The following is a 26,421-nucleotide window of genomic DNA, read 5'->3' as shown; positions in this document are numbered from 1 at the left end:
AGGGCCGACTTCCGCACCACCACCCAAGCCGCCCTGAGCTGTCCACGGGTAGTAGCCCATCGCCCAGCGACAACGAGCACGCAGGGGGAGGCGAACGTGAGAGCCTCGAAAGCCGCGTCCCCGGACCGGGAAGCCTGGCTCGCGGGCCGGGAGGCGCCGGACACAGGGCAGGTCCGGGTGGCGGAGACCTTGCCGGGCCCGAGGCAGGCACGGGAACCGCACCGCGGATCCGCCCGCTGGCGGCCGGGGTACTGGCCGCTGATCCTGTCCTATCTGGTCGTCGTGGGGAGTGACTTCTGGTTCGTCAACCCGTTCGCCACCGGTGTGCTCAGCTGGCCGCTGACAGTGCTGTGGACGTGGCCCATCTTCACCACGATCACCGGCATCGCCGGCATCCGGCGCACCCGCAGGGCACTGCGCGAGTCGGAGGCCCGCTGGTCCGGCCGCGGGCCGACGAGCAGCAACGGCTTCCTGATCGTCGTCGTCCCCACCATCGGGCGGAACGACACCTACCCCGCGCTCAAGCGCTCGGTCCAGTCCTACCTCACCCACCTCCCCCCGTGCTTCCCGCGGCTCAGGATCGACATCGTCATCGACGAGGGCTGCGAGGCGGCCGGCAGGATCGCCGGGCTGGCCGCGCGAAGCGAGCTGATACGGCTCGTCGTCGTGCCGGCGCGGTACCGCACCGCCAACGGGACACGGTTCAAGGCGCGTGTCACCAACTACTCGCACGAGCTGCGGATCCACGAACGCGAGAACCGCGACGACGTGTGGGTGCTGCACATGGACGACGACACCGGCGTCGGCCCCGACACCGCCCTGACCATGGCCCGGTTCATCGAGGAGCAGGTCCAGGCCGGCCGCGATGCCAAGCACCTGGCGCAGGGCGTCCTGACATACCCGCGCGAGTACGCCGTGAACACGCTCACCTGGCTCGCGGACTCGGTCCGGCCCGCCGAGGACGTGGGGCGCTTCTCCGCCTGGACCGGCAGCGGCACACCGCGCGCCGGCGTGCACGGCGAGCTCCTGCTGGTGCGGGCCTCGATCGAGGCGACGATCGGCTGGGACTTCGGCCCCCGCAGCATCGTCGAGGACGCCCAGTTCGCGCTGATCTTCAGCGCCCGCTACAAGGGTCGCAGCGCCTGGTTCAGCGGACGGTGCTACGGCGCGTCGCCCGCCGGCCTCCGCGACTTCGTCCGCCAGCGCGAACGCTGGTCGTGGGGCCTGACGGCCCTGGTGTTCAACCGGTCGCTGCAACTGCGGAACCGGCTGCTCCTCGGATACTCGGCGGCGTCGTGGGTCGTCGGCCCGATCACGAATGTCGCGGTCGTGATGTTCCTCAGCATCCTTGTCGCCGAACGCAACACGTCTCCGGTAGCGCTCTTCATCATTCCGCTCTGGGCGCTGAACATGGCCTACACGATCTGGATGTACTGGGAAGGCCTGCGGCTCAACGCCCTCGTGTCCGGTGACGGCCGGCGCAAGTGGTGGGAGCCCCCGGTCGTCATCCTGCTGATCCCGGTCTTCGGGATGATGGAGAGCATCCCCGGACTGCGCGGGTCCCTGAAGTTCGCCCGGCGCACCGAGCACAGGTTCATGGTCATCCGGAAGCCTTCATGACCGCGGTGCTCGACGCGTCGTCACGTTCCGGGCAGGTGGCCGGCGGATCGACGTGGTGCGGCGCTGTCGCTGCGACGGGCTGTCAGCTGGTGGCGTCGGCGATGATGTTGGCGATGGCGACCCGGGTGGGGTCGGGGTTGGCCCAGCTCCAGTTGGGGTGGGCACGGTTGGTCAGGAGGACCAGGACGAGTCTGCGGCGGGGTTCGACGACGAGTTCGCAGCCGGTGAAGCCGGTGTGACCGAACGCGGCGGGGGTGGCGAGGCGGCCCATGAACCATGGTTGGTTGAGCTCCAGGCCGATGCCATGGGTGGCGGTGCGGTTGGGCCGGTCGACGTCGGTGGCGGGCAGGCCGGCGTTCTTGTTGCTGAGCATGTCGCGCACGGCGGCGTCGGAGATGAGGCGTTTGCCGTTGTGCTGGCCGCCGCCGAGCAGCATCTGGCCGATGACGGAGAGGTCGGCGGCGGTGGTGAAGATGCCCGCGGATCCGGCGACGCCGCCGAGCACGTTGCAGATGTCGTCGTGGACGGTGCCGCGGAGCAGGCCGCGGGAGGTGCGGGCGTCGGTGGCGACGAGGCGGTTGGCCTTGTCGGCCGCGCTGAGCCAGCCGAGTGGTTTGAAGCCGGTGTCGCGCAGCCCCAGCGGGCCGGTGATCTCGTTCTTGACCTGCTGGTCGAGGGGTTTGCCGGTGAGCTTCTCGAGGATCTTCTGGGTGAGCAGGAGGCCGAGGCTGGTGTACCGGAACAGCGTGCCGGGCGCGACGCCGGCGGCGAGCGGGGTCGAGATGATGTAGTCCCAGCGGGCCGCGACGTCGGGCTTCTTCGAGGTTTCCGGGATGGACGGGCCGACGGGCAGGCCGCTGGTGTGGGTCAGCAGCATCTGCACGGTCACCGCGGACTTGCCGGGGCCGTCGAACGCGGGGAGGTACTGCGCGACGGGTGCGGACAGGTCCAGCTTGCCGCGGTCGGCCTGCTGTACCGCGAGGATGGTGGTGAAGACCTTGGTGACCGACGCGACGTCGAAGATGGCGTCGGGGCGCATCGCGACCCGTGACTTGGCCGGCAGCTCGACGGCACCGGCGCCGTAGCGCAGGGCGTCGCCGACGGCCGCGTGGGTGGTGACCTTGCCGCCGACGTTGACCAGGACGACCGCTCCCGCGTAGCCGGGGTGCTTCGGGTTGTCGCTGGTCGGCACGAGGTACCGCTTCATGGTCTCGACGAGCTTGCCGCTGTACGGTGCGGAGAGGATCTGCTGGCCCTGCGCCGACGCGGACGGGCTCGCGCTGGCGGAGGCCGACGCCGACGCCGACGGTCCGAGGTCAGCGGAGGCGGCCGTGCCGGCTGTGTCGGCCGGGGCGCTGCCGGTGGGCGCGGTGCCGGCGGCGGTGTTGCTGCCGCCGCACCCGGCGAGGGTCGCGACGGTCGTGGCGAGTCCGGCGCCGAGCATCGTGCGCCGGTTCAGCCGGTGGTCTGTGGACATGCGCGGGATTCTCGCACCGCGCGACGGTTCCGTGGGGGCCGCCCGCAGATGGTCGGCGTCGTGCGTGCTCATCCGGTGGCGATCTTCTTGAGCTGGGGCAGGAGCCAGGGGGCGATGATCTTCTTGACGCCTTCCGGGGTGAAGTGCAGGCCGTCGCTGCGGATCTTGAGGCCGTTGACGGTCCAGGTGAAGGTGCCGCCGGGGCAGACGACCTTGTTCAGGTTCAGGACTTTCGGGTGCTTCGGGTGGGCTGCGGCGGTCTTGGCGAGCAGGGCGTTCCAGGCGTCGACGCGTTGGGGGGTGTCTTCGGGCCAGAGTCCGCCGTCGGGCCGTTCGGCGCGGCGGGTGTAGGTGGCGTTGAGCAGCACGACGGTGGCGCCGTTGCCGGCGGCGATGTCGATGGCGAGGTTGAGTTCCTTGGCGAGGTAGGTGTCGAAGACGGGGTCGCCGACGGCCCGGTACCTGCCTTCGTGGCGGCGGTCCATGAGCTCCCACCGGTTGAGCAGGATGACGGAGACGTCGGGGTCGTCGCGGCCCATGTTCTCCCGCCACTTCTTGTCCCAGATGTCGCAGCCCGGGTAGTTGGTGTGCGGTGCGCCGATGTACCGGACGTCCGGCAGGCGGGCGATGCCGCAGCCTTGGATGGACCGGTTGGCGGTGGCGATGTCGGGGTGCGGTGGCAGGTAGGAGCCGACGGTCCAGGCGACGGAGTCGCCGAAGAACGCGACGCGGGGGAGTTTGCCGGGTTTACGCCCCGGGCGGGCCATCGGCGCGCCGGCGACGACGCCGGGTGCCGGACCCGCCTCCTCCACGGCGCTGTTGTCGGTGGTCTGGACGAGTGGCGCGTCGGCGACGGTTTCGGTGGATTCGGAGGCGGCGACCGGCACGGAGGTGACACCGACCGAGATGGCGGCGACACCGGCGAGCAGCAGCGCCGTGACCGGTGCGAGCCGGCGCCAGGAGACGCTGCGCCGGACGCCCGGGCGCGGGCGTAGGAGGCGTGTCGCGGGTTGTTCGATGGCGTAGAAGCAGGCGAGGGTGGCGGCCATGGTGGCGGCGAGGCGCACGGCGAACAGGGCGGGTCCGGTGATGCCGAGGCGTTCGCCGGTGAGCCACTGGAACAGGGGCCAGTGCCACAGGTAGAGGCCGTAGGAGATGCGGCCGAGCCAGGGCAGGGGTTGCAGGGTCAGCAGGCGGGTGCCCCACCCGTGCGGGGTGCACACGAGGTATGCGAGGACGGTGGTGGCGGCGACGGCGAGGACGGTGAGGCCGCCGTAGTAGAGCCAGCTGTCGGTGCCGTGGACGGTCGCCCACGCCCACACCAGTACCAGCGCGGACACGGCGGCGGCCGCGCTGAGCCAGCGGCTCGGCCGGATCAGCCCGGTTCGCACACCGGGTTGGTTGCGGCCGTTGAACAGCACCGCGAGGCCGCAGCCGGCGAGGAGGGCGCCGGCGCGGGCGTCGGTGCCGTAGTAGGCGCGGCCGGGGTCGGCGTCGGGGGAGTACAGCATCGCGCACAGCACGCCGGAGGTGACGGCGCCGCTGAGGCACATCGTCAGCAGCGCCGAGCGGGGCTTCGCGGCCAGCAGCGCGAGGAGTACCAGCAGCGGCCACACGACGTAGAACTGTTCCTCGATGCCGAGGGACCAGGTGTGCTGCAGCGGCGAGGGTGGTGCGGTGGCCGCGAAGTAGTCGCCGCCGCGGAAGATCATGCGCCAGTTCGCGACGTACAGCAGCGCCGACACCGCGTCCCACCGCAGCGCGAGCACTTCCGGTGCGGGCAGCAGCGCCCGGCTGACGACGACGACGGTGAGCAGCACCACCAGCAGCGCCGGCAGGAGCCTGCGGGCCCGCCGACCCCAGAACGCCGCCAGCCCGATCCGTCCGCTCTTGCGCAGTTCCGCCAGCAGCAGACCGGTGATCAGGAACCCGGACAGCACGAAGAACGCGTCGACGCCCAGGAACCCGCCCGGCAGCCAGGCAGGGTTGGCGTGGAAGACGATCACGGCGATCACCGCCAGCGCCCGCACACCGTCCAGCGCCGGCAGGTACACCCACCCGCCCTGCCGGCCGCTCGAAGCCTCAGGTCTCACGTTCCGTTCCCCCGTGGTGCACCTGGCCGTCGGCCATGGACACGCCAGCGTGCCATGGTTGATCATCACGGTCATCAGGCGGTGATCCACCGCGCTGGACCCTTCGGTCCGTACCGCTGAACCGTTCGGCCCAGTGGCGCAGCACCGCGGCGGCGCCGGATCCGCCGCTGATCGGAGCGGCCCGCATGGCGGTGGCGCCGTACGATACGGGCATCGCCCCGCCGGACGGTGAGGAGTCATCGATGCGACCATCCATCGTCGTGGTGGGCAGCGGGTCCGCGGACCGGGTCTACGAGCCGCCGCTGCGGGACCAGCCGCGGATGGCCGCGGCGGGTCACGACATCGGCCGCGAGATCGCCCGCGCCGGCTGCGACCTCGTCGTGTTCTCCAGCGACCAGGACTTCCTGGATCGGGACGTCGTCGCCGGCTTCGCCGCCGGGATCGCCGACGGGGCGCCCGGCCGGATCGTCGTGCGGACCCGGTCGCTCCAGCCGGTCGGCCTCGGCCTGGACGGCGCCGCGACGGAGCGCCTCGACATCGAGTCGGACACCGCCGACGAGTGGGAGGTGTCGTTCTACCGGTCGGTCTATCTCGCCGACGGACTGATCGTGATCGGCGGCGGCCGCTCGACCCGGATCGCGGGACTGCTCGCCATCACGCACCGGACCCCCCTCGCGGCCGTCGGCGCGTTCGGCGGCGGCGCCTCGGTGGTGCGGGAGTACCTGGACAAGAACCGCAACGACGCCACCGCCGACGACATCGTGCTGATGGGCCGGCCCTGGTCGGCGCAGCACGCCGCCCGCCTGGTGCGGTCCGTGCTGGACCAGCGGCGACGGCGCGGCGAGGCGGTGGCCGCGGCCACGGTGGCGGCCGCCCGCTCCCGGCGGACCCGGACGTACACGGCACTGACCGCTGTGCTGGCACTGCTGGCCGCGGCGGCGACGGTCCTCCTGGCGGACGCGGCCGTGTCCCACGCGGTGCTGATCGGCCTGCTGCTCGCCGGCCCGATGCTCGGCGCCGTCGGCGGCGCCATGCTGCGCGACAGCACCGACGAGCAGCCGCACGCCCTGTGGTCGGCGGCCCGCGGCCTGGGCGCGGGCCTGCTCGCCGCGATGCTGTACGTGGCGTCCCAGCTGCTGACCTCCCCGGACCTGCTGACCGAGGCCGCCGCGCGCAGGCTGCTGTGGTTCGTCATCCCCATGGGCATCGCCGCCGGCTACACGTTCGACCTGGTGTACGCGCGACTCCGCCGCGGCGAGGCGGTGCTCGTGCCGGCACCGGGACCGTCCCAGCCACCGGTCTGACAGTGAGGCATGCGTGTACTTCTTCCTGAGCTACGCCCAGGGTGACGACCAGGACGGCGACGTCCTGGCGTTCTACCGTGACCTCAGCCGTGAGGTCGCCGACCTGGCGGGCTGCCGGCCCGAGGAGGCCGGGCACATCGACGGGCAGATCCCGCTCGGCAGCGACTGGTCCCGGGAGCTCGACCACGCGGTCAACACCGCCGACTGTCTCGTGGCGCTGACCTCGCCGCGGTACGTCCGCAGCGAGTTCTGCGGGCGGGAGTTCGGCGTCTTCGTCCGGCGGGTCGAGCGGCACGTCGCGGTCCACGGCGTGCACCCGCCGGCGCTGATCCCGCTGCGGTGGATCCCGAGCCCCGACCTGCCGGCGGTGGTCAAGCAGTACCAGTACCGCAACGCGTCCACCGGCCCCGTCTACGCGCAGGACGGCCTGAAGACCCTGCGCCGGCGGCAGAAGCACGCCGACCTTGCCGCGGAGTTCGTGCTCACCCTGGCCCGGCACATCGTGCAGACGGCCCGCCAGCACCCGCTGCACCGGATCACGCCCCCGCTGCGCCTGAGCGAGACGCCCGACGCGTTCGCCGCACCGGCACCCGCACCGGCACCCGCGCAGGACAAGCCGGCGACACCGCCGGGCGGCGACAAGCCGGCGGCACCGCCGGGCGGCGACAAGCCGGCGGCACCGCCGGGCGGCGACAAGCCGGCGGCACCGCCGGGCGGCGAGGGTTCGGCGGCCGGTCAGGGAGGGCGCTGCACCATCCACATCCAGGGCTCGCAGGGGGTACAGATCGGCGACAACATCATCCAGCACAACACCTGGAGCTGACGGCAGGCGGCGCTTCCGGCGGCGAAGACGGATCGTCACCGAGCCCTATACTTGCCGATACACCACCCGGTCCCGGGGAGCGGAGGCATGCGTGCACTTCTTCCTCAGCTACGCCCAAGACGACGACCTGGACGGCAGCGTGCAGGACTTCTTCCGGGACCTCAGCCGGGAGGTCGCCGACCTCGCCGGGTGCCGGCCGGAGGAGGCCGGGTACATCGACGGTCAGCTGCCGCTCGGCAGTGACCGGGCGCACGAGCTGGCCCGGGCGCTCAACTCCGCCGCCTGCTTCGTGGCGATGACGTCGCCGCGGTTCGTCGCCAACGAGGACTGCGGGCGGGAGTTCGCGATGTTCGCCCGCCGGGTCGACCTGCACGCCCAGAAGCACAACGTGCACCCGCCGGCGCTGATCCCGGTGCGGTGGATCCCGAGCATCGACCTGCCCGCGGCGATCACCCGGTTCCAGTACCGCAACGCCGCGACCGACGCCGTCTACGCCAAGGACGGGCTGCGGGCGCTGCGCCGCCGGAAGGTGTACGCCGATGTGGCCGGCGAGTTCGTGCAGACGCTGGCGCGGCACATCGTGCAGACCGGCCGGGACCACCAGCTGCACCGGCTCGCCCCGGGGCTGGGGCCGCAGCACATGCACAACGAGTTCGCCGAGCCGGGCGGGGCGCTGCCGGAGTCGTCGCAGGACCCGTCGGCGACCAGCGCGCGGCACGTGCACGTGGTGATCGCGGCGGGCAACCGGGACGACATGGCGGCGGTCCGGCCGGAGGCGCTGGAGCCGTACGGTCCGGGCGCGGACCGCTGGCGGCCCTACCACCCGGAGCTCCAGGCGCCGATCGGCAGCTACACGGGTGCCGTCGTCGGCAGCATCGGCTACCAGTGGAGCGTGCGGGACGCGACCAAACTGCCGGCGGTCCTGCGATGGGCGAAGCAGCACAACCAGATCGTGGTGCTCGTCGTCGACGTCTGGTCCGCCGAGATCCCGCGGTACGTGATCACGCTGATGGACTACGACAGCGAGCCGCACCCGTCGGCGCCGCTGCTGGTGCCGTGGACCGTCACCGACGAGCGGATCGCCCCGGACGGCAACCAGAAGCTCTGGGACGTGCTCGCCAGGATCCTCCCGCACCAGATCGCCGCCAACGACACCGCCGTCTTCCGGGCCGGTCTCCCGACGTGGTCCCACTTCAAGGCGGACCTGCGCAGTGCGCTGGTCGAGGCGCAGAGCCGCATCTTCCGGACCGGCCAGGTGGACCCGCCCACGGACGAGCCGTCCGGGCCGCCGCCGGTCCTCGAGACCCCGTAGACGAGGGAACGTCATGCCCACCAACCAGTCCGGTCGCGGTCAGGTCATCACCTTCTACTCGTACAAGGGCGGCACCGGGCGCACGATGTCGCTGGCCAACGTCGCCTGGATCCTGGCCAGCCAGGGCAACCACGTCCTGGCCGTCGACTGGGACCTGGAGTCGCCGGGCCTGCACCGGTACTACCACCCGTTCATCGGCGACAAGGACCTGCGGGTCACGACCGGGGTCATCGACATGATCCGGGAGTACGCCCTGGCGCGGATGGACCGGGCCGGCGGCGCCGACTCCGCCGAACTGCTGCCGCAGCTCGCGAGGATCCAGCAGTACGCGGTCTCGCTGGACTGGGACTTCCCCGGCGGCGGCGTCATCGACTTCGTCGCCGCGGGCCAGCAGACGCCGGAGTACTCCAGCCGGGTCAACACGTTCGACTGGGCCAACTTCTACAGCCGGCTCGGCGGTGCGGCGTTCTTCGCCTCCATGCGGGAGCAGATGAAGGCCGAGTACGACTACATCCTCATCGACAGCCGCACCGGTCTCGGCGACGCCGCCGGCATCTGCACCGTCCGCCTGCCCGACGTCGTCGTCAACTGCTTCACCATGTCCACCCAGGGCATCCGGGGCGCGGCCGCGGTCGCCCGCTCGATCCGGGAGCAGCGGCAGGCGGACCCGCCGCGGGTGCTGCCGGTGCCGATGCGGGTGGAGGCGGCCGAGACCAGCAAGCTGGAGAGGGGCCGCGACCTGGTCCGGGTCGAGTTCGCCCCGTCGCTGGAGCACCTCGACGCCGACGCGCAGGAGGCGTACTGGAGCGGCATCGAGATCCCGTACCAGCCGTTCTACGCCTACGAGGAGATCCTGGCGACCTTCGCCGACCGGCCCCGGCAGGCCCGGAGCCTCCTCGCGTCGTTCGAGAACCTGACCGGCGTCATCACCGACGGGCGGGTCGCCGCGATGCCGCAGATGCCGGAGGAGACCCGGCGGGGCTGGCTGCGGCAGTTCGAGCGGCTCGCGCTGCGACCCGACCACGCGGTCGTCGTCGCCTACGCGTCCCCCGACCGGCTGTGGGCGGAGTGGGTCGTCGCCGAGCTCGGCGACGCCGGGATCAGCGGTGACCTGTGCGCCGTCGACGTGCCCCGCAGCGCCGAGCAGCGCGCCGCGCTCGACCAGCAGCTGACGACAGCGGCCCGGGTCGTGCTGCTGCTCACCCGGCAGTTCGTCGCCACACCGGGAGCGGTGGACATCTGGAAGCTCGCCGGCAGCCGGGACCAGTTCGTCACCGCCCGGTCGCTGGTCACCGTCCGGCTCGACCAGGGTCGCATGCCGGTCCCGTTCACCGACCGGGTCGCGGTCGAGGTCGTCGAGGGCGACCCGGCCGAGACCCGCCGGCGGCTCCTGGATGCGTTGGCCGCGCCCGTACCGGCGTCCGCGGGCACCGGCCGCCGGTTCCCGGGCGGGGCGGCGAGCGTCTGGCAGGTGCCGAAGCGGACCGGGGCGTTCGTCGGCCGGGCGTCGGCGCTGGAGGCGCTTCGCGACCGGTTCACCGCCGGGTCCGGCCGGGCCCAGGCCGTGTACGGGCTCGGCGGGGTCGGCAAGACCCAGCTGGCCGCCCAGTACGCGTACCGGTTCGGCTCGGACTACGACCTGGTGTGGTGGATCGGCTCCGACACCGAGGAACGCATCCGCACCGGCCTCGCCCAGCTCGGCGAGCGGCTGCAGATCGGCGGCGGGGTCGAGAGCGTCCAGCGGGTCCTGGAGGAGCTGCGGACCCGCGACCCCGAGCAGCGGTGGCTCGTCATCCTCGACAACATCGACGAGCCGACCCCCGGGATCGTGTCGCTGCTCCCGCACGGCCCCGGCCACCTGCTGCTGACCACCCGCAACAAGGCGTGGGGCGAGTTCGTCGACGCGCACGAGCTGCAGGTGTTCGACCGGGCCGAAAGCGTCTCGCTGCTGCGGTCACGGGTGCGCGGGCTGGAGATCGGCGAGGCCGACCAGGTCGCCGAGCGGCTCGGCGACCTGCCGCTGGCCGTCGAGCAGGCCGCGGCGTACCTGCGCACGACCGCGATGCCGGTGCAGCAGTACCTGGCCTCGCTGGACATGCCGGTCCTGCTGCGGTTCCTGGAGGACCAGGCCCAGGTCGACTACGCGAAGCCGGTCGCGGCGACGTGGCTCGTCGCGCTGGAGCGCCTGCGACAGGAGCGGCCCGCCGCGGCCCGGCTGCTGGAGCTGTGCTCGTTCTACGCGCCCGAGCCGATTCCGGTCGCGATGCTCACCGGTGCCCGGTTCGCGGAGATCATGGCGCCGCTCGACCCGACGCTGACCGACCCGATCCTGCAGGGCCTCGTCACCGGCGAGCTCGGCAGGTACGCCCTCGCGCAGGTCGACCCGGAGAACAACACGATCCGCATCCACCGCCTCGTGCAGCTGGTGATCCGCGCGCAGCTGGCCGACCCGGAGGAGGCCCGGGCGCAGGCGATGCGGCTCCTGGCGGCCGCCAACCCCAACGACCCCGACAAGCCGTCGCTGTGGCCCGAGTACGCCGAGCTGCGCCCGCACGTCACGGCCGTCGGGCTCGGGGCCGGCGACACCGACGACGCCCGGCAGCTCGTCGCCGACACCGTGCGCTACCTGTACCGGATCGGCGAATATCCGGCCAGCCGCGCCCTCGCCGAGGACGCCCTCGCGCACTGGGCGGACACGCCGGACGACGACCCGATGAAGCTGCGGATGCGGTTCCACCTCGCCAACGCGCTGCGGACGCAGAACCAGTTCCAGGCGGCGTTCGAGATCGACCAGGACGTCTACGACCGGCAGGTGCGGATCTTCGGCGAGCGCCACCCGTACACGCTGCTGACCGCCCGGAGCCTCGGCGCCGACCTGCGTGCCCACGGACGGTACGCCGAGGCCACCGAACGCGACACCCGCACGCTGGACCTCAGCCTCGAGGTCTTCGGCGACGGCAGCGCCCGGACCCTGACCGCCGAGAACAACCTGGCGGTGTCGCTGCGCCTCGTCGGTGACTTCCGCGGCGCGGTCCAGCGTGACCGGCACATCCATGAGCAGCGGCAGGACAAATTCGGTGCCAACGACCCGTCGACGCTGGCGTCCGCCAGCAACTACGGCCGCGGCCTGCGTGACGTCGGGGAGCTGTGGGAGTCGTACGGCATCCTGCAACGCACCCATACGGCACAGCAGAAGTTCCCCGGCCCCGATCACCCGGAGACGCTGCGGACCGGTAAGGAACTGGCGCTGACCCTGCGGCAGCTGGGCCGGTTCGCCGACGCGCACCGCGTCGCCGAGCAGACGCTGGTCCGCTACCGCCGCCGGCTCGGCGACGAGCACCCCGACAGCCTGTCCTGTGCGATGGCGGTCGCCACCACCTGGTCCGGGATCGGCGACAACGACCTGGCCCTGACGCTCGCCGGGCGGGTCCGCCAGCGGTACACCGAGGTCCTCGGCCCCGACCACGCGATCACCCTCGTCTGCGACAACAACCTGGCGATCTTCCTGCGCAAGGAAGGCGACCACCTGACGTCCCGGGGGATCGCGACCACGGTGCGGGAGCGGCTCGCCGCGGACCTCGGCCAGGGCCACCCGCACGTGCTGCTGGCGACCGTGAACCTCGCCAACGACCTGTTCGCCCTCGGCGAGGCCGACGCGGCGCTGCGGCACGACACCAGCGCGTACATCGCGCTGACCCGCAAACTCGGCGCGGACCATCCGGACACGCTCGCCGCCGCGGTCAACCTCGCCATCTCCCGGGTCGCGGCGGGCCGGGACGTGGACGCCGGCGAGGCCCTGTTCGAGGACGCGCTGCGGCAGATGGTCGAGCTGTACGGCGGCGACAACCCGCGGGTGCTGCAGGCCGGCAGGCGCGAGCGGTTCAACGTCTACATCGAGCCGGCGCTGCTGTAGCGCCACCGCGGCCGGCGGCCACTCGTCACGGCTCCATCGGGCCGGCGCTGCTGTCGAGCCACCGGGCCACCGCGGTCGGTGGCACGTCCGGCAGCGCCCGGCACAGCGCCCGGGCGAGGTGCGGGCGGCGCAGCACCTCGGGTGCGGCGCCCGGCTCGGCGGTGGCCAGGGCCAGCCCGACCCACGCGTCCTCGTCGTCGACGTCGTCGCGGAGGCGCCGCTCGTACGACCGGACGGCACCTGCCCGGTCTCCCGCCAGGTATGCCGCATCGCCCGGCGCCGGTGGCCCGGCGGCGGTGCCGGTGGCCGTCGCCCGGATCGCGGCCTCCAGACCCGCGTCGAGCGCCACCGGGCGCCGGGGCCGGTTGGCCGCCGGGCGCGGCGCGGCGGCGACCGGAGCCGGGTCGCCCGCGTGCCACGCCGCGACGAGCCGGTCGACGTCTGCGGCGTCGGGCACCAGGTTCGCCAGGGACCAGCGGACCGCGACGGCGTCCGCGACCGCGGTCGCGGCCCGCGCCACCGTGCCTTGCCCGTGGCCTTGCCCGTGGCCTTGCCCGTGGCCTTGCCCGTGGCCTTGCCCGTGGCCTTGCCCGTGGCCCTGACCGTGGCCCTGCCCGTGCTCGGCGCCCCACGCCCGCAGGGTCGCCGCCATGCCGTCGGCGAACAGCTCCCCGGCCGGGGTCAGCGCCGCCCGCCGCAGCTCCCGGACGGCCCGGCCGGTCTGCTGCGACCAGTACTCGAACTCGAACGCCGCCGCGGCGTCCTCGTGCCGCCGGGCCCGCCACACGTCGGCGACCCCGAGGTGGGCGTACGCACCCTGCAGCAGCTGCTCGACGGGGCGCGGGTCGAGCCGCCACGGCGCCCGGTACCGACCGGGGTCGTCGCCGAACAGGTCGACGAGGTCGAGCAGGGCGCTGAGCTTCGTGTGCTGCAGCTCGTGCACGAGCAGCAGCGCGAGGTCGCGGGGGTCGTCGGGCACGGACACGGCGATCGCCCCCGACGCGTCGCGCCCGGTGGCGCTGACCGCCCGGCCGTCGGCGGGCCGGTCGAGGAGGACCAGGGACCGCAGCAGCGTGCCGAGCCCCGCCGCGTGCCCGGGCAGGTGCACGCGCAGCCAGCCGACGGCGGCGTCGAACCGCAGGGACAGCCGCTCCGCCTCGGGCGGCGAGCACCGCTGGACGTCGAGGTGCCCGAACCGCGCGTACGGGTCGACGTCGACGAACACCTCGCCGTGCCCGTCGAGGCGGTGGCTCGGGCGCCAGCCGGGCCGGCCGGGCGCCACGGCCCGCCGGCTGCCGCGGACCTCGACGGTCGAGCCGTCGCCGCGCACGACCGCCGGTCCGGCGCCGATACCGTCGGCGACCCCGTACGTCGGCAGGTGGACCGGGCCGCCGGCGCTGTCGAACCGCAGCTCGAACCGCAGCCCCGCCCGGAGCCCGGCGGCGGCGGCCAGCCCGCAGAGGTAGCCGGTGTCGTGGGCGCCGTCCAGCCACCGGGCCACGAACACCGGCAGGTGCGGATGGTGCAGCACCGCGCCGACCGGGCCGGGTGCCGCCGCCTCCGCGCGGCTCAGCAGCTCGACGGCGGCGGCGACGGCCGGGTCGCCGGCCGCCGCCCCGGCCAGGGCGACGAGCAGCACCTTGCGGCGCCCGAGCTGCCCGGCGCGCAGCACGTCGAGGACCTGTGCGCCGCCGTACCCCGAGGCGAGCTCGGCGAGCTGCCCCGCGGTCAGCGGTCCGGCGGCCGGTGCCCGCGTCGTGGTCACGGCCTGCGGGACGCGGCCAGCGTCCTGACGTCGTGGGCGACGGTGTCGCGCACGTGGGTGATGAGCTCCGTCAGGTCGGCGCAGTACACCGAGGGGTTGTCGAAGCCGTTGCCGTCCCGGAACCGGTGCGCGTGCAGCCCGCCGCCGCAGGCGCTGACGACCGGACAGGCCCGGCACTGCGCGCTCAGCGCCGCCACCCCGGTGGGCCGGCCGGCGAGCGACGGATGCCGCAGCGCTTCGTCGAACGTGTGGGTGAAGACGTTCTGGCCGGTTTCCATGATTGCGGCCGCGGTCGTCTTGAGGCCGTCGCTGCCCTCGATGCCGCCGTCGGTCTCGATCGTCATGACGTCCGGGTCGCCGAACCCGACAGCCTGGGTGCCGCTGGGCCGGCCGAGGACCAACGCGATGATCGACTCGAAGAACCGGATGCCGGTTTCCCGCCGCGGCGCGTGGTACCAGCGGTCGAAGACCGCGATCAGCCACTTCGCGTAGGGCGCGTCGGTCCGGCCGGGCTCCCGGCCGGGCGGCCGGTTGCTCCAGTTGCCGAGCGGCAGCAGCAGATCCAGGCGGGGCGGCGCGAACGCCAGCAGGTCCTCGTACACGCCGACCGGGTCGTGCCGCAGGTCGACGGTGCACAGCAGCCCCGAGTACAGCGACCGGTACGCCGGCTCGCGCAGCGCCGCGATGCCCCGCGCGACCCGGTCGAAGCTGCCGCGCCCGTCGTGCGTGCGCCGGTGCCGGTCGTGTGCGGCCCGGCCGCCGTCCACGCTGACCCCCACGCTGATCCGGTGCCGGCGGAACACCTCGAGGAACGCCGGACTCAGGAGCACGCCGTTGGTCTGCACGGCGAGGTCGACGTTCGCGAAGGCGGGCACGGCGGCCCGGATCGTCGCGGCGGCACCGTCGATCGCGGCCGGCCCGGCGAGCAGCGGCTCCCCGCCGTGCAGCACCACCCGGACGGCGGGCAGCCGGTGCCGGAGCACGTGCGCGGCAAGCCGCTCGGCGACCCTGGCGACCGTGCGGGGCGCCATCACCCGTGGTCGCGTGGCCCAGCGCTGGTCGACGCTCTCGTACACGTAGCAGTAGTCACAGGCGAGGTTGCAGCGGCTGTGGAGCTTCAGGACGATCTGCCGGACGACGGCGTCCCCGCCCATTGTTAGACACTCGACTCGAACGCCGAGATGGTGAGCCGATCCGCGTCCAGGTCGCCGACGAGCGTCCGCAGCACGTGCCCGAGCGCGGTGTCACCGCCGCACGACAGCAGCTCGGCGAGCGACCGTTCGCCGAGCTCGACCAGGGGCCTGCCCACGATCACTCCGACGGGCTCACCCGTGAGAGGACCGTCATCGGCCACATCTGTCGTCACTCCGTCTTTCTACACCACCGACCGGCCGGACCGGCCCTCGCCCGGCGGGTGTCGAGGCGAAGGGCCATCGTCCACCCGCAGGGAATGAGGCTTCACCCGCCGTCCGGTCGGCAAGGTCCTTCCCGCGTCGCCTCGTTGTGCCTGGCGCATCCTCGCTACGCTGACGGCAATATCCTTATAATCGTTATATCGTGCAGCATCGTTCGGCCGTCGAAGGAGCTATGGACCGTGAAGTTCGGTTTAGCGATCATGAATGACTTTCCGCTGGGGACCATCGCTGCCGACCGTGTCGGCCAGCTCCGGGAGCAGGTCACCGTGGCGCGGGAGTGCGGGATCGAGAGCATCTGGCTGCTGCACCACTATCTCGGCAGCATGCCCACCCTCCAGCCCGTCCCCACCCTGGCGGCGCTCGCGCAGCAGGCGGAGGGGATGCGGATCGGGACCAACATGTTCATCCTGCCGCTGCACCACCCCGTCCAGGTCGCCGAGACGTTCGCGACGCTCGACCACCTGAGCGGCGGGAAGGCGGTCGCCGGCTTCGGCATGGGCTACCGGGAGAACGAGTTCGCCGCGTTCGGCATTCCGCTCGACGAGCGCGTCTCCCGCTACACCGAGAGTGTCGAGATCATTCGCGCGCTGTGGTCCGGTGAGCCGGTGAGCTACGAGGGGAAGCACTACTCGCTCGACAACGCGCGGATCAGTCTGCCCCCGGTGCAGCAGGGCGGGCCGCCGATCTGGGTCGGTGCCGGCATGCACAAGATCGGCGCCAGGCGGGCCGCCGCGCTCGGCGACGCCTGGATCGTGCCGCCACACGCGTCGATGGTGAAGCTCGCCGAGCTCCTCCAGGTGGAGCGGGCGGAGCGCGCGCGGCTCGGCCGGCCGGCCAGCGGTGAGGTGGTCGTCCGCCGCGAGCTCGTGCTCGACCAGGACCGGGAGCGGGCCCGCGATCGGGGCCTCCGCGCCCGGCTCGGCGTGACCCAGCAGTACGCCAAGTACAACGCCCCGGACTCGACCGCCCAGTATCGTCACCTCCAGAGTGAGGCGGCCGCCGCGGAGGTGGCCGACGAGGCGTACCTCTTCACCGACCCCGAGACGTGCGTCGCCAAGCTGCGCGACCTGGAGGAGGCGGGCGTGACGACGGTCATCCTCCGGGCGCAGTGGTACGACCTGCCCCACGAGGACGTGCTCGCCACCCTCAAACTGTTCGCCGACGAGGTGCTGCCCGCGCTGGGCCAGCGCTGATCGTATTGACGGCGGTCACGCAGCGATAACCGGAGTCACATTCCTTACACGTTCTCGACACGGCGGGGAAACGGGAACGCCGGGGCCGGTGGAGCGGGTAGCGAACGGACCCTTTTGCTGAATATCATAGGAAGCAATGAGCCTCAGGGGAGGCCGACCCAGAAGGGGGGTGCGGCAGTGAACCGTGACCGTCCGCAGAAGACCGCCATGCTCGTGGCGCAGCGTATCGTCAACGAGATCAGCAGGGAGGGCCGGCAGGTCGGCGACAGGCTCTCACCGGAGCGGGTCATGCTCGAGGAGTACCAGGTCGGCCGCGGCACCCTCCGGGAGTCGCTGCGGTTCCTCGAGCTGCAGGGCGTCATCTCCCTCAAGCCGGGCCCGGGCGGTGGTCCGATCGTCGAGAAGCCCGACGCGTCGCACCTCGCGACGTCCCTGATTCTGTTGCTGCAGTTCGAGCAGGCGCCATTCCGCTCCATTCTGGAGACCCGCGCCGCCCTCGAGCCGCTCATGGCCCGGCTCGCCTCGCAGCGCATCGACGCCGAGCGTCTGCGCCTGCTCGAAGAATCGGTGCAGAAAATGGGCGAGCACATCGCCGACCAGAGCGTTTTCCTGGAGACGAACAAGAGCTTCCACGACCTCATTGCCTGGGGTTCCGGAAACACCGTGTTCGGCTACCTGGTCGACGCCCTTCTCGACATCCTCGACGGCACGGTGCTCGGGGTCGACTACCCCGAGCACCGCCGGGGGACGGTGCTCAAGCGGCACCGGTCCATCTACGACGCCATCGCCGCCAACGACGGTGACGTGGCCGAGGAGTCCATGCGCGAGCACATCGCCGAGATGACGCGCTACCTGGAGAAGAAGTTCTCGTCCACCATGGACGCCTCGATCACCTGGTCAATCGTTCGATAGCGGGGCGATTCCGAGGAGGCGGGCCAGGTTGCCACCGAGGATCGCCTCCTCGTCCCCGGGCGGGAGCCCGAGCGCGCGCACCGCCGCGATCTCCGTCGCCGGATCGGCCATCGGCCAGTCACTGCCGTAGATGATCCGGGACGCGCCGTGCCGCGCGATGATCTCGCGCACCCGGTCGGCGTCGAGCCCGCGCAGGGTGGGCGGCCACGAGGTCTCCAGGTGCACGTCGGTGCCGAGCACGGCCTGCTCGGCCTCGTCGAGCCGGTGATATCCGCCGAAGTGGCACGCGATCAGCTTGAGGCCCGGCACCGTGTCGATGATCGTGCGCAGGTGGTGCGGAGCGCCCCGGTCGTTGGCCTGCGCGTCGCCGCCGGCGCCCGCGTGTGTGATCACGACGATCCCCTCCGCGGCGAGCGCGTGCAGGATCTCGTGCACGGCGGGATCGGCGAGCGAGAGTCCCTGGAAGAGCGGGTGCAGCTTCACGCCGCCGATCCCGTTGTCCCGCAGCGACGCGAGGTTCGCGGCGACCGGCAGCTCCGGGTGCACCGTGCCGAACGGGATGAACCGCGACCGGTCGACGGTGCCGATGAACTCGTTCGTCCGCGCGACGTTCTTGGCCACGGTGGCGACCCCGAGCGTCATCGCGAGGTCGATGCCGGCCTCGTCCATGGTGCGCCGCAGTCCGTCCAGCGTGCCGTCGTGGCGCGGGTCCAGCCCCGCCGGCCGTTGCGCGAGCACCTGCGGGGCGATGTGGTCGGGCCATACGTGGCAGTGCGCGTCGATGATCATGACTTGAGCCCCTTCAGCAGTTGTTTCGACAGCGAATCGAGGATCACCTCGGTGGACCCCTCGTAGATGCGCATCGGCCGCGCGCCCCGGTAGAGCCGCTCGATGAGGCTGCCGCGCACCAGCCCGAACCGCCCCATGACCTGGACGGCGCGGTCGACGACCCGGCCCGCGGCCTCGGTGGCCCCGACCTTCGCCATCGACGACAGGTTGAGCGCGGCCAGCGGGTCGCGGCTCGCGGCCGCGGCGGCGCGGTACGCGAGGCTGCGCGCCATCTCGATCTCGACCCACGAGGTCGCGAGCATCGAGGGCACCGGGCCGAGGCGGGCCACCTGCACGCCGAACTGCTCCCGGCCGGCGGTGTGGCGCAGCGCCTCGTCGAGGGCCGCCTGCGCGAGCCCGACGGCCGCGCCCGCGACCGAGACCCGGAAGGTCGCCAGCGTGGCGAGCACCAGCGAGAAGCCCTTGCCCGGCGGGCCGACGACGTGGTCGGCCGGCAGGCGCACACCGTCGAGGTGCAGGTCGCCGAGGACGTGTGGCGCGATGATCTGGTGCGGGTTGCTGGCCGAGAAGCCCGGCGCCCCGGCGGGGACGAGGACCAGCGTGTACCCGTCGCCCTGGCGGCCGAGGACGAGGTAGAAGTCGGCGTCGCCGCCGTTGGTGATGAACGACTTGTGCCCCGTGACGACGACGTGGTCGCCGTCGGTCTCGACGGTCGTCGCCAGGTTGCGCAGGTCGGAGCCGACCTGCGGCTCGGTGAGCGCCAGCCCGGCGATGGCCTGCAGCGTGGCGACCTTCGGCAGCCAGTCCGCCTTGACCCGCTCCGACCCGCCGACGCCCAGGCCGTAGCTGCCGATGCCCTGCATCGCGAAGAGCGAGTCGAGGTGGGCGCTCTCCGCGGCCAGCGCCTCGCGCACGACGGTCACGGCGAGGGCGTCCACCTTCTCGTGCCGCCCGCCGTACGCCGCCGGCACGACCAGATCGGTGAGCCCGCTCGCCGCCAGTTGGGCGCGCATGTCGGGGTCGATGTGGTCCGCCTCGTCGGCCCGGGCGGAGAACGGCTGTACCGCCCTGGCCAGCGCCCGGGCCTGCTCCTGCAGCGCTCTGTACGCCTCCGGCAGCTCGAAAAGTGCCTCGCTCACGGGGCCTCCGTCCTGTAGTCCTGCACCCGTATCTGTGATATTGGTTTATATGGTTAACGTCGGTCAAGCGGCTCGCAGGAGGTTCCCGTGACTGGTGCCGTCATCGTCGACGCGGTGCGCTCTCCCATGGGGAAGGGCAAGGCGTCCGGATCTCTGGCCGGGCTCCACCCCGTCGACCTGCTCGGGCAGGTGCTCGCCGCGCTCCTTGAGCGCAACGGTGTCGACCCGGCACTGGTGGAGGATGTCATCGTCGGTTGCGTCAGTCAGGTCGGCGAGCAGTCGTCGACGCCGGGCCGGCAGGCGTGGCTGTCCGCCGGTTTCCCGGACCATGTTCCGTCGGTGACGGTGGAGCGCAAGTGCGGCTCGGGCCAGCAGGCCGTCGACTTCGCGGTGTGGGGTGTCCGGGCCGGTGCGTACGACGTCGTGATCGCCGGCGGCGTCGAGTCGATGAGCCGGGTGCCGATGGGCTCCGGCCGCATGGATGCCGACCCGTTCGGCCCGCGGACCCGCGCACGCTTTCCCGGCCTCGTGCCGCAGGGCGTGGCCGCCGAGCTGGTGGCGGCCAAGTGGGGCCTCACCCGCGAGCAGCTCGACGCGTACGCCGCCGAGTCGCACGCGCGGGCCGCGACGGCCCGCGCCGGTGGCGCGTTCGACCGCGAGATCGTCCCGATCCGGGTGCCGGACGGTGCGGGGGAGCGGGTCGTCGACGCGGACGAGACGATCCGCCCGGGCAGCTCCGTGCAGACCCTGGCGACCCTGTCGCCGGCCTTCGCCACCGACTCCTACACCCGGCGGTTCCCCGAGGTCGACTGGAAGGTCACCGCGGGCAACTCGTCGCAGATCACCGACGGCGCGAGCGCGCTGCTCGTCATGAGCGAGGAGCGGGCGTCGGCGCTGGGACTGCGGCCGAGGGCGCGGATCGTCGCGTCGGCGGTGGTCGGCGACGACCCCACGCTCATGCTCACCGGACCGCTCCCGGCGACCCGCAAGGTGCTCGACCGGGCCGGGTTGAAGATCGACGACATCGACGCGATCGAGGTCAACGAGGCGTTCGCGAGCGTCCCGCTTGCATGGCGGGCCGAGTTCCCGGTCGCCGCCGAGCGCCTGAACCCGCGCGGCGGCGCCATCGCGCTCGGGCACCCGCTCGGCGCGTCCGGAGCCCGGCTCATGACGACGCTCATCAACCACCTCGAGCAGACCGGCGGCCGGTACGGGCTGCAGACGATGTGCGAGGCCGGCGGCATGGCCAACGCCACCATCATCGAAATCCTTCAGGAGTAACCCCGATGCAGATACAGGGAAACAGCGCCGTGGTCACCGGGGGCGCCTCGGGCCTCGGCCTGGCGACGGTCCGCCGGCTGGTCGACGCGGGGGCGCACACCGTCATCCTCGACCTGCCGGCGTCGGCCGGCGCCGAGCGGGCCGCGGAGCTGGGTGACCGGGCCCAGTTCGTGCCCGCCGACGTCACCGAGCCCGACCAGGTCGCGGCCGCTCTCGACGCGGCCGAGCGGGTCGCCCCACTGCGGGCGCTGGTGCACTGCGCGGGCCGTGGCGGCACCGTGCGCCTCGTCGAGCGCGACGGCTCGCCGGGGTCGCTGGAGCTCTACGAGACGCTGATCCGCCTCAACCTCGTCGGCACGTTCAACGTGCTGCGACTCGCGTCGGCCCGGATGGCGGCGAACGAGCCGGTCGACGGCGAGCGCGGGGTGTGCGTGCTCACCGCGTCCGTCGCCGCGTGGGAGGGCCAGGTGGGCCAGATCCCGTACGCCTCCGCCAAGGCGGGCGTGGTCGGCATGACCCTCGTCGCGGCCCGCGACCTCGCGACGAAGCTCATCCGCGTCTGCACGATCGCGCCGGGCATCTTCGACACCCCGATCCTCGACCGCTTCTCCGACGAGATCAAGCAGGGGCTGGCCAAGTCGATCCCCAACCCGGCCCGGCTCGGGCAGGCCGACGAGTACGCGGCCCTCGCCGCGCACATCATCGACAACGCGTACCTCAACGGCGAGACGATCCGCCTCGACGGTGCCGTCCGGATGCAGGCCCGCTGAGATGGTCGACCACATCCTGGAACGGGTCTCCGAGCCCGCCGTCGCCGGGGACGAACGGTGCCCGCCACCATCGCCGGTGCTCGTCGAGGTGTCCGACGGCGTCCTCGTCGTCACCATCAACCGGCCCCACGTGCGTAACGCCATCAACCTCGCGACCGCGTGCGAGATCGCCGCCGCCATGGAGCGTCTGGACGCCGACCCGGGCATCACCGCCGGGATCATCACCGGCGCCGGCGGGACGTTCTGCGCCGGCATGGACCTGCAGGCGTTCCTGGCGGGGGAGCGGCCGTCGGTCCCGGGCCGGGGCTTCGCCGGTCTCGTCGAGCGCCCGCCCAGCAAGCCGCTCATCGCCGCGGTGGAGGGCTTCGCCGTCGCGGGCGGGTTCGAGATCGTGCTCGCCTGCGACCTGGTGACCGCCGCCGAGGGCGCGCGGTTCGGCCTGCCGGAGGTGAAGCGAGGGCTGCTCGCGGGCGGCGGCGGCCTGCTCCGGCTGCCGTCGCGGGTGCCGCTGCAGCTGGCGATGGAGTGGACGCTCACCGGCGACACGTTCACCGCGGAGAGAGCGGCCGAGGTCGGGCTCGTCAACCGGCTCACCCCGCCGGGAGGAGCGCTCGACGCGGCGCTCGAGCTGGCGCGCCGGGTCGCCGCCAACGGGCCGCTCGCGGTCCGGGCGACGAAGCGGATCATCGTCGAGTCGCGCGACTGGCACTCCTCGGAAGCGTTCGCCCGGCAGGCGGAGATCTACGAGCCGGTGCGGTCGTCGGAGGACGCGAAGGAAGGCGCCCGCGCCTTCAAGGAGAAGCGGCCCCCACGCTGGCACGGCCGGTGAGCGGCACCGAAGGAGACGACATGGCTGACATCGAGGTCGAACAGCGCGGTCACGCCCTGTGGGTGACCATCAACCGTCCCGACCGCCGCAACGCGTACGACCTCGACATGGCCCGGGCGATGACCGCGGCCGTCGAGGGCGCCGCCCGGTTCGACGCCGTCGTGCTGACCGGAGCCGGCGGCGCGTTCTGCGCCGGGGGCGCGCTGGCCAACCTGGGCGATCCCGACCCGGACGCCCTGCGCGAGCTGTTCACGGCGTCCTTCCGGCTCGTCGACGCGATCCGCAACTGCCCCCGACCGGTCATCGCGGCCGTCGACGGCGCGGCGGCCGGGGGCGGGAACGAGCTGGTCATCGCCTGCGATCTCGCGATCGCCACGCGGCGCTCGACGTTCGGGCAGACCGGCCCGAAGGTGGGCTCGGCCCCGGTGCTCGGGGCGACGAACGTCCTCGGGGTCCAGATCGGCGAGAAGCGGGCCAAGGAGATGGCGATGCTGTGCCGCCGCTACTCGGCCGAGCAGGCCCTCGCGCTCGGCCTCGTCAACGAGGTCGTGCCCGACGGCGAGCTGGAGCCGGCGGTGGAGTCGATGCTCGCCGAGATCCACCGGCTCAGCCCACGCTACCTGGAGATCACGAAGATCAGTTCCAACCTCTGGTGGAACGCCTCGAAGGACAACATGGCCGCCGGCGTCGGGATGCTCATCCAGGCCATCGGCAGCCCGGACATGGTGGAAGGCGCTCGCGCCTTCCTGGAGAAGCGCAGGCCGAACTTCCGCGGCGACTGACCGCCGCACGGTGGCGGTCGAGCACGCGGGGCCGGGCGACACCCGGCCCCGCGTACCCCGGAACGGCCGCATCCGCCCGTACGCCGGCGACCCCGGCGCGACGCACACCCCAGCGACGTCGCGGGCGACGGGCTCGTCTCACCGAGATGTCCGAACGGTTACCGAGTTGAGCTGTTCGAGTGGCCTTGTAATGTTGACCACACCCCAATTCATGATTATGGTAACCATAATCTTTTGGTCTTGATGAAAGGAGCGTCGAATGTTCGGCGTTCGCCTCCCCCGGCTCGCCGGCCGAACCGGCGCTGCCGTCGCCACGGCCCTCGCCGTCGCGTTGACGCTCGGTGCCTGCGGATCCGACAGCCAGGCCCCGAAGGCAAGTGGAACCGGCGGCGGTCCGACCACGGTCCGCGTGGGGATCACCTCCAGCATCAACAACGCGACGATGAACCTCGCCATCGACGGGAAGCTCGGCGACGCGCACGGCATCTCCCTGCGCCGCCAGAACATCGCCGGCGCCGGCAGCACGAACCAGGTCGCGGCCCTGCTCGCCGGCGACGTCGACGTCGCGGTGGGCGGCACCAACACCGTGATCGACGCGATCGCCAAGGGCGCGGACGTGCAGATCATCGCCGGCATGGCGCCGCTGCTGTTCAGCCTGACGATGCGCAACGAGGCGGCCCAGAAGACCGGCGTCGCCCCCGACGCGCCGATCGAGAACCGGCTCCGGGCGCTCAAGGGCCTGCGGATCGCGGTGAGCCCCAGCGGCTCGACCGGCAACATCGTGCTGCGCACGATCCTCGAGGGGGTCGGCCTCAAGCCCGACACCGACGTCCGCTTCGTGCCGCTCAACGACCTCGGCGCCATCCCCGCCGGTCTCATCCAGGGCACGTTCGACGCCAGCTTCGCCGCGGTCGGCAGCGGCGAGGTGGCCGTGGCCCAGGGCAAGGCCGTCACCTGGGTGTCGCTGCCCAAGGGCGACGTCACGTCGCTGAAGGACTACCAGGGCATCGTGACCTACGCGTCGCGGTCGTACATCGAGAAGAACCCCGACACCGTCAAGGCCGTGCACGACGCGCTCAACGACGGCCAGAAGATGACCGTCGACCAGCCGGACAAGGCCGCGGAGCTGCTGAAGAACAACATCTTCAAGGAGATGGACAAGGCGGTCTTCGACAACATGTGGGCGCAGTGCAAGAGCGCCTACCCGGCGGGCAGCAACTTCACCGAGGTCAACTGGAAGACGCTCGTCACGCTCTTCGACGCGACGTCGGAGAACGACTACGCCGCCCTCAAGTACGACAAGCTCGTGGCGCCCGTCGCCCGGGGGAACTGATGTCGGCGCCAGGCACGATCTTCGAGGTGCAGGACCTCGCCATCGGATTCGGTGAGCGCGACGACATCCTCCACGGTGTCGACCTCACCATCGAGCGCGGTGAGTTCCTCACGCTGCTCGGGCCGAGCGGCTGCGGCAAGACGACGATCCTCAACCTCGCGGCCGGGCTGCTCCGCCCGCGGGCCGGCCACGTCCGGTTCGCGGGGGAGCCGATCAGCGGGGTGAACCGCAACGTCGGCTACATGACCCAGGACGACACGCTGCTGCCGTGGCAGACGGTGCAGGCGAACATCGGCCTGCCGCTGCGGATGCGCAAGGTGCCCAAGGCCGAGATCGCCAGCCGGGTCGGCCGGTACCTGGAGATCCTCGACCTCAAGCACGCCGCGAACCTCCTGCCCGGGCAGCTCAGCGGTGGCATGCGCCGCCGCGCGCTGCTGGCCCGCAGCATGATCTACGAGCCCAAGTTGCTGCTGATGGACGAGCCGTTCGCGGCGCTCGACGCGCAGATGCGTCACCAGATGCACATCGAACTGCGCGAGACCGTCAAGCGCGCCGGTCAGACGGTCATGTTCGTCACGCACGACATCACCGAGGCGGCGAAGATCTCCGACCGGGTGCTGATCGTCGGCGGCGGCCCGCCAGGCGGGATCGTGGCGGAGTACCGGCTGCCGTTCGGGGCCGAGCGCGACCTCGACACGCTGCGGTTCACCGACGAGTTCGCGCGGGTCGAGCAGGAGCTCAACCGTGGTCTGCTCGACGCGAGGTCGAAGGTCACCGCTGATGGAGGAGGCAACGGGTCATGACCGACACCCTCGTCGGGAGCCGACCGGCCCAGAAGCGCAAGGCGACGCAGCGACGCTCGGCGCGGCGGCACCGCTTGATGGTGCTCGGCATCCAGGCGCTCGTCATCGCCGTCGTGCTCGTCGCGTGGGAGCTGGCGTCCGGCCGTGTCGTGCAGGAGCTGCTCATCAGCCGGCCGTCCGAATTCCTGCCGACGCTGTGGGGCTGGGTGACCGACGGCACCCTGGTGACCAACGCGGCCGCGACCTTCCGCAGCGCCGGCCTCGGCCTGCTGTGCGGTGGCCTGCTCGGCATCCTGGTGGGTGTCGTGCTCGGCCAGGCCAAGACGCTCGCCGAGATCTTCGAGCCGATGATCACCGCTCTGTACACGATGCCGAAGCACGCGCTCATCCCGCTGTTCATCATGTGGGTGGGCATCGGCAGCGGGCTCGGCGTGCTCACGGCGGCCGTGATCGTCTTCTTCCTCGTCTTCTTCAACACCTTCTTCGGCATCCGCGAGGTGCGGCCGTCGCTGGTCAACTCCGTGCGCATCATGGGCGGCTCGGAGATCGACGTCATGCTGCGGGTCCGGCTCCCCTCGGCCCTCATCTGGGTCGTCGCGGCGCTCAAGCTCGCCGTGCCGCAGGCCGTCGTGGGTGTCGTGGTGGCCGAGATGCTCGCCGGTGACAGCGGGCTGGGCTACCTCGTCGCCCGCAACGCGGGCATGTTCAACAGCGCAGGCACCTTCGCCGCGCTGGCCACGCTGCTCATCGCCGGCTTCCTCATCGACCGGCTGATGAGCTGGGTGACGAAGAAGCCGCTGGAGTGGAAGAACAACAACAGCGCCATGTGACACGAGGCGGACAACCGGCGAGGGCCCCCGAGACGCGA

The 26,421-nt window shown here is 72.1% G+C and carries 21 protein-coding genes; 14 read left to right on the top strand and 7 right to left on the bottom strand.

Annotated elements, in window-relative coordinates; genetic code table 11:
- The first annotated feature begins 96 nt into the window (after window positions 1–96).
- Window positions 97–1,620 carry a glycosyltransferase family 2 protein gene (locus tag ACFY3L_RS38210; protein ID WP_389335850.1) on the top strand — a complete coding sequence of 508 codons (1,524 nt, stop codon included), beginning with the start codon at window positions 97–99 and terminating at the stop codon, window positions 1,618–1,620.
- A gap of 82 nt (window positions 1,621–1,702) precedes the next feature.
- Here the strand turns inward: ACFY3L_RS38210 and ACFY3L_RS38205 are convergent, their stop codons facing one another.
- Window positions 1,703–3,097 carry a serine hydrolase domain-containing protein gene (locus tag ACFY3L_RS38205; protein ID WP_389335847.1) on the bottom strand — a complete coding sequence of 465 codons (1,395 nt, stop codon included), beginning with the start codon at window positions 3,095–3,097 and terminating at the stop codon, window positions 1,703–1,705.
- Between the two features lie 68 nt (window positions 3,098–3,165).
- The gene (locus tag ACFY3L_RS38200; protein ID WP_389335844.1) at window positions 3,166–5,190 is read right to left on the bottom strand and encodes an acyltransferase family protein; all 2,025 of its coding nucleotides are present in this window, start codon (window positions 5,188–5,190) and stop codon (window positions 3,166–3,168) included.
- 242 nt (window positions 5,191–5,432) lie between these two features.
- Between ACFY3L_RS38200 and ACFY3L_RS38195 the strand changes: the two genes are divergently transcribed.
- The 4 genes from ACFY3L_RS38195 (at window position 5,433) to fxsT (ending at window position 12,542) form a co-directional block, all read left to right on the top strand.
- A complete protein-coding gene (locus ACFY3L_RS38195) occupies window positions 5,433–6,494 on the top strand; it encodes a hypothetical protein (protein ID WP_389335841.1) in 1,062 nt (353 codons plus the stop codon).
- 13 nt (window positions 6,495–6,507) lie between these two features.
- Window positions 6,508–7,317 carry a TIR-like protein FxsC gene (locus ACFY3L_RS38190; RefSeq protein WP_389335838.1) on the top strand — a complete coding sequence of 270 codons (810 nt, stop codon included), beginning with the start codon at window positions 6,508–6,510 and terminating at the stop codon, window positions 7,315–7,317.
- A 91-nt stretch (window positions 7,318–7,408) separates the two neighbouring features.
- Window positions 7,409–8,629 carry a TIR-like protein FxsC gene (locus ACFY3L_RS38185; RefSeq protein ID WP_389335835.1) on the top strand — a complete coding sequence of 407 codons (1,221 nt, stop codon included), beginning with the start codon at window positions 7,409–7,411 and terminating at the stop codon, window positions 8,627–8,629.
- A 13-nt stretch (window positions 8,630–8,642) separates the two neighbouring features.
- Window positions 8,643–12,542, top strand: coding sequence for an FxSxx-COOH system tetratricopeptide repeat protein (fxsT, locus tag ACFY3L_RS38180; protein ID WP_389335832.1), 3,900 nt, complete (start codon window positions 8,643–8,645; stop codon window positions 12,540–12,542).
- A 25-nt stretch (window positions 12,543–12,567) separates the two neighbouring features.
- On the opposite strand, the gene ACFY3L_RS38175 is transcribed toward fxsT, so the two are convergent.
- The 3 genes from ACFY3L_RS38175 to fxsA are packed head-to-tail and all read right to left on the bottom strand — an operon-like array spanning window position 12,568 to window position 15,616.
- Window positions 12,568–14,307 carry an aKG-HExxH-type peptide beta-hydroxylase gene (locus ACFY3L_RS38175; RefSeq protein WP_389335829.1) on the bottom strand — a complete coding sequence of 580 codons (1,740 nt, stop codon included), beginning with the start codon at window positions 14,305–14,307 and terminating at the stop codon, window positions 12,568–12,570.
- Window positions 14,304–15,461 carry an FxsB family cyclophane-forming radical SAM/SPASM peptide maturase gene (locus ACFY3L_RS38170; protein ID WP_389335826.1) on the bottom strand — a complete coding sequence of 386 codons (1,158 nt, stop codon included), beginning with the start codon at window positions 15,459–15,461 and terminating at the stop codon, window positions 14,304–14,306. The genes ACFY3L_RS38175 and ACFY3L_RS38170 overlap by 4 nt, the downstream gene beginning before the upstream one ends.
- Window positions 15,462–15,463: 2 nt before the next feature.
- A complete protein-coding gene (gene fxsA / locus ACFY3L_RS38165; protein ID WP_389335823.1) occupies window positions 15,464–15,616 on the bottom strand; it encodes an FxSxx-COOH cyclophane-containing RiPP peptide in 153 nt (50 codons plus the stop codon).
- Between the two features lie 141 nt (window positions 15,617–15,757).
- Here fxsA and ACFY3L_RS38160 point away from each other — a divergent pair, with 141 nt between their 5' ends.
- Window positions 15,758–16,915 (top strand): LLM class flavin-dependent oxidoreductase, encoded by a 1,158-nt coding sequence (locus tag ACFY3L_RS38160; RefSeq protein ID WP_389335820.1) that lies wholly within the window; start codon window positions 15,758–15,760, stop codon window positions 16,913–16,915.
- Window positions 16,916–17,092: 177 nt separating this feature from the next.
- Window positions 17,093–17,827 carry a FadR/GntR family transcriptional regulator gene (locus tag ACFY3L_RS38155; protein WP_389335817.1) on the top strand — a complete coding sequence of 245 codons (735 nt, stop codon included), beginning with the start codon at window positions 17,093–17,095 and terminating at the stop codon, window positions 17,825–17,827.
- Here ACFY3L_RS38155 and ACFY3L_RS38150 read toward each other — a convergent pair.
- Both ACFY3L_RS38150 and ACFY3L_RS38145 read right to left on the bottom strand, forming a co-directional pair.
- Window positions 17,813–18,616: an amidohydrolase family protein gene (locus ACFY3L_RS38150; RefSeq protein WP_389335814.1), complete on the bottom strand. Its 804-nt coding sequence runs from the start codon at window positions 18,614–18,616 to the stop codon at window positions 17,813–17,815. The two genes, ACFY3L_RS38155 and ACFY3L_RS38150, sit on opposite strands and share 15 nt — an antisense overlap.
- Window positions 18,613–19,755: an acyl-CoA dehydrogenase family protein gene (locus ACFY3L_RS38145; protein WP_389335811.1), complete on the bottom strand. Its 1,143-nt coding sequence runs from the start codon at window positions 19,753–19,755 to the stop codon at window positions 18,613–18,615. Before ACFY3L_RS38145 ends, ACFY3L_RS38150 begins: the two co-directional genes overlap by 4 nt.
- Before the next feature lie 87 nt (window positions 19,756–19,842).
- Here ACFY3L_RS38145 and ACFY3L_RS38140 point away from each other — a divergent pair, with 87 nt between their 5' ends.
- The 7 genes from ACFY3L_RS38140 to ACFY3L_RS38110 all read left to right on the top strand — a co-directional run bounded on the left by ACFY3L_RS38140 (window position 19,843) and on the right by ACFY3L_RS38110 (window position 26,383).
- Window positions 19,843–21,036, top strand: a complete 1,194-nt coding sequence (locus ACFY3L_RS38140) for a thiolase family protein (protein ID WP_389335808.1) — start codon at window positions 19,843–19,845, stop codon at window positions 21,034–21,036.
- A gap of 5 nt (window positions 21,037–21,041) precedes the next feature.
- Entirely contained in the window at window positions 21,042–21,806 is a 765-nt protein-coding gene (locus tag ACFY3L_RS38135) for an SDR family NAD(P)-dependent oxidoreductase (protein WP_389335805.1), read from the top strand.
- A 1-nt stretch (window position 21,807) separates the two neighbouring features.
- The gene (locus tag ACFY3L_RS38130) at window positions 21,808–22,635 is read left to right on the top strand and encodes a crotonase/enoyl-CoA hydratase family protein (RefSeq protein WP_389335802.1); all 828 of its coding nucleotides are present in this window, start codon (window positions 21,808–21,810) and stop codon (window positions 22,633–22,635) included.
- Between the two features lie 20 nt (window positions 22,636–22,655).
- Complete coding sequence (locus ACFY3L_RS38125; protein WP_389335799.1) at window positions 22,656–23,417, top strand: enoyl-CoA hydratase/isomerase family protein; 762 nt, start codon at window positions 22,656–22,658, stop codon at window positions 23,415–23,417.
- Window positions 23,418–23,676: 259 nt separating this feature from the next.
- On the top strand, window positions 23,677–24,750 hold the full coding sequence (locus ACFY3L_RS38120) for an ABC transporter substrate-binding protein (protein WP_389335796.1): 1,074 nt from the start codon (window positions 23,677–23,679) through the stop codon (window positions 24,748–24,750).
- The gene (locus ACFY3L_RS38115; RefSeq protein ID WP_389335793.1) at window positions 24,750–25,553 is read left to right on the top strand and encodes an ABC transporter ATP-binding protein; all 804 of its coding nucleotides are present in this window, start codon (window positions 24,750–24,752) and stop codon (window positions 25,551–25,553) included. The genes ACFY3L_RS38120 and ACFY3L_RS38115 overlap by 1 nt, the downstream gene beginning before the upstream one ends.
- Complete coding sequence (locus ACFY3L_RS38110; RefSeq protein WP_389335790.1) at window positions 25,550–26,383, top strand: ABC transporter permease; 834 nt, start codon at window positions 25,550–25,552, stop codon at window positions 26,381–26,383. Before ACFY3L_RS38115 ends, ACFY3L_RS38110 begins: the two co-directional genes overlap by 4 nt.
- Window positions 26,384–26,421: the final 38 nt, after the last annotated feature.

This window comes from Dactylosporangium sp. NPDC000521, from assembly GCF_042898305.1.
Lineage (GTDB): Bacteria > Actinomycetota > Actinomycetes > Mycobacteriales > Micromonosporaceae > Dactylosporangium.
This window is presented reverse-complemented; position numbering and strand designations above follow the sequence as displayed.

Excerpts from the sequence above, each read along its gene's own strand:
- ACFY3L_RS38125 (WP_389335799.1), top strand. The coding sequence starts at position 22,656 with ATGGCTGACATCGAGGTCGAACAGCGCGGTCACGCCCTGTGGGTGACC.
- ACFY3L_RS38205 (WP_389335847.1), bottom strand. The coding sequence starts at position 3,097 with ATGTCCACAGACCACCGGCTGAACCGGCGCACGATGCTCGGCGCCGGA.
- ACFY3L_RS38120 (WP_389335796.1), top strand. The coding sequence starts at position 23,677 with ATGTTCGGCGTTCGCCTCCCCCGGCTCGCCGGCCGAACCGGCGCTGCC.
- ACFY3L_RS38115 (WP_389335793.1), top strand. The coding sequence starts at position 24,750 with ATGTCGGCGCCAGGCACGATCTTCGAGGTGCAGGACCTCGCCATCGGA.
- ACFY3L_RS38170 (WP_389335826.1), bottom strand. The coding sequence starts at position 15,461 with ATGGGCGGGGACGCCGTCGTCCGGCAGATCGTCCTGAAGCTCCACAGC.
- fxsT (WP_389335832.1), top strand. The coding sequence starts at position 8,643 with ATGCCCACCAACCAGTCCGGTCGCGGTCAGGTCATCACCTTCTACTCG.
- ACFY3L_RS38130 (WP_389335802.1), top strand. The coding sequence starts at position 21,808 with ATGGTCGACCACATCCTGGAACGGGTCTCCGAGCCCGCCGTCGCCGGG.
- ACFY3L_RS38195 (WP_389335841.1), top strand. The coding sequence starts at position 5,433 with ATGCGACCATCCATCGTCGTGGTGGGCAGCGGGTCCGCGGACCGGGTC.
- ACFY3L_RS38135 (WP_389335805.1), top strand. The coding sequence starts at position 21,042 with ATGCAGATACAGGGAAACAGCGCCGTGGTCACCGGGGGCGCCTCGGGC.
- ACFY3L_RS38110 (WP_389335790.1), top strand. The coding sequence starts at position 25,550 with ATGACCGACACCCTCGTCGGGAGCCGACCGGCCCAGAAGCGCAAGGCG.
- ACFY3L_RS38150 (WP_389335814.1), bottom strand. The coding sequence starts at position 18,616 with ATGATCATCGACGCGCACTGCCACGTATGGCCCGACCACATCGCCCCG.
- ACFY3L_RS38160 (WP_389335820.1), top strand. The coding sequence starts at position 15,758 with ATGAGGCTTCACCCGCCGTCCGGTCGGCAAGGTCCTTCCCGCGTCGCC.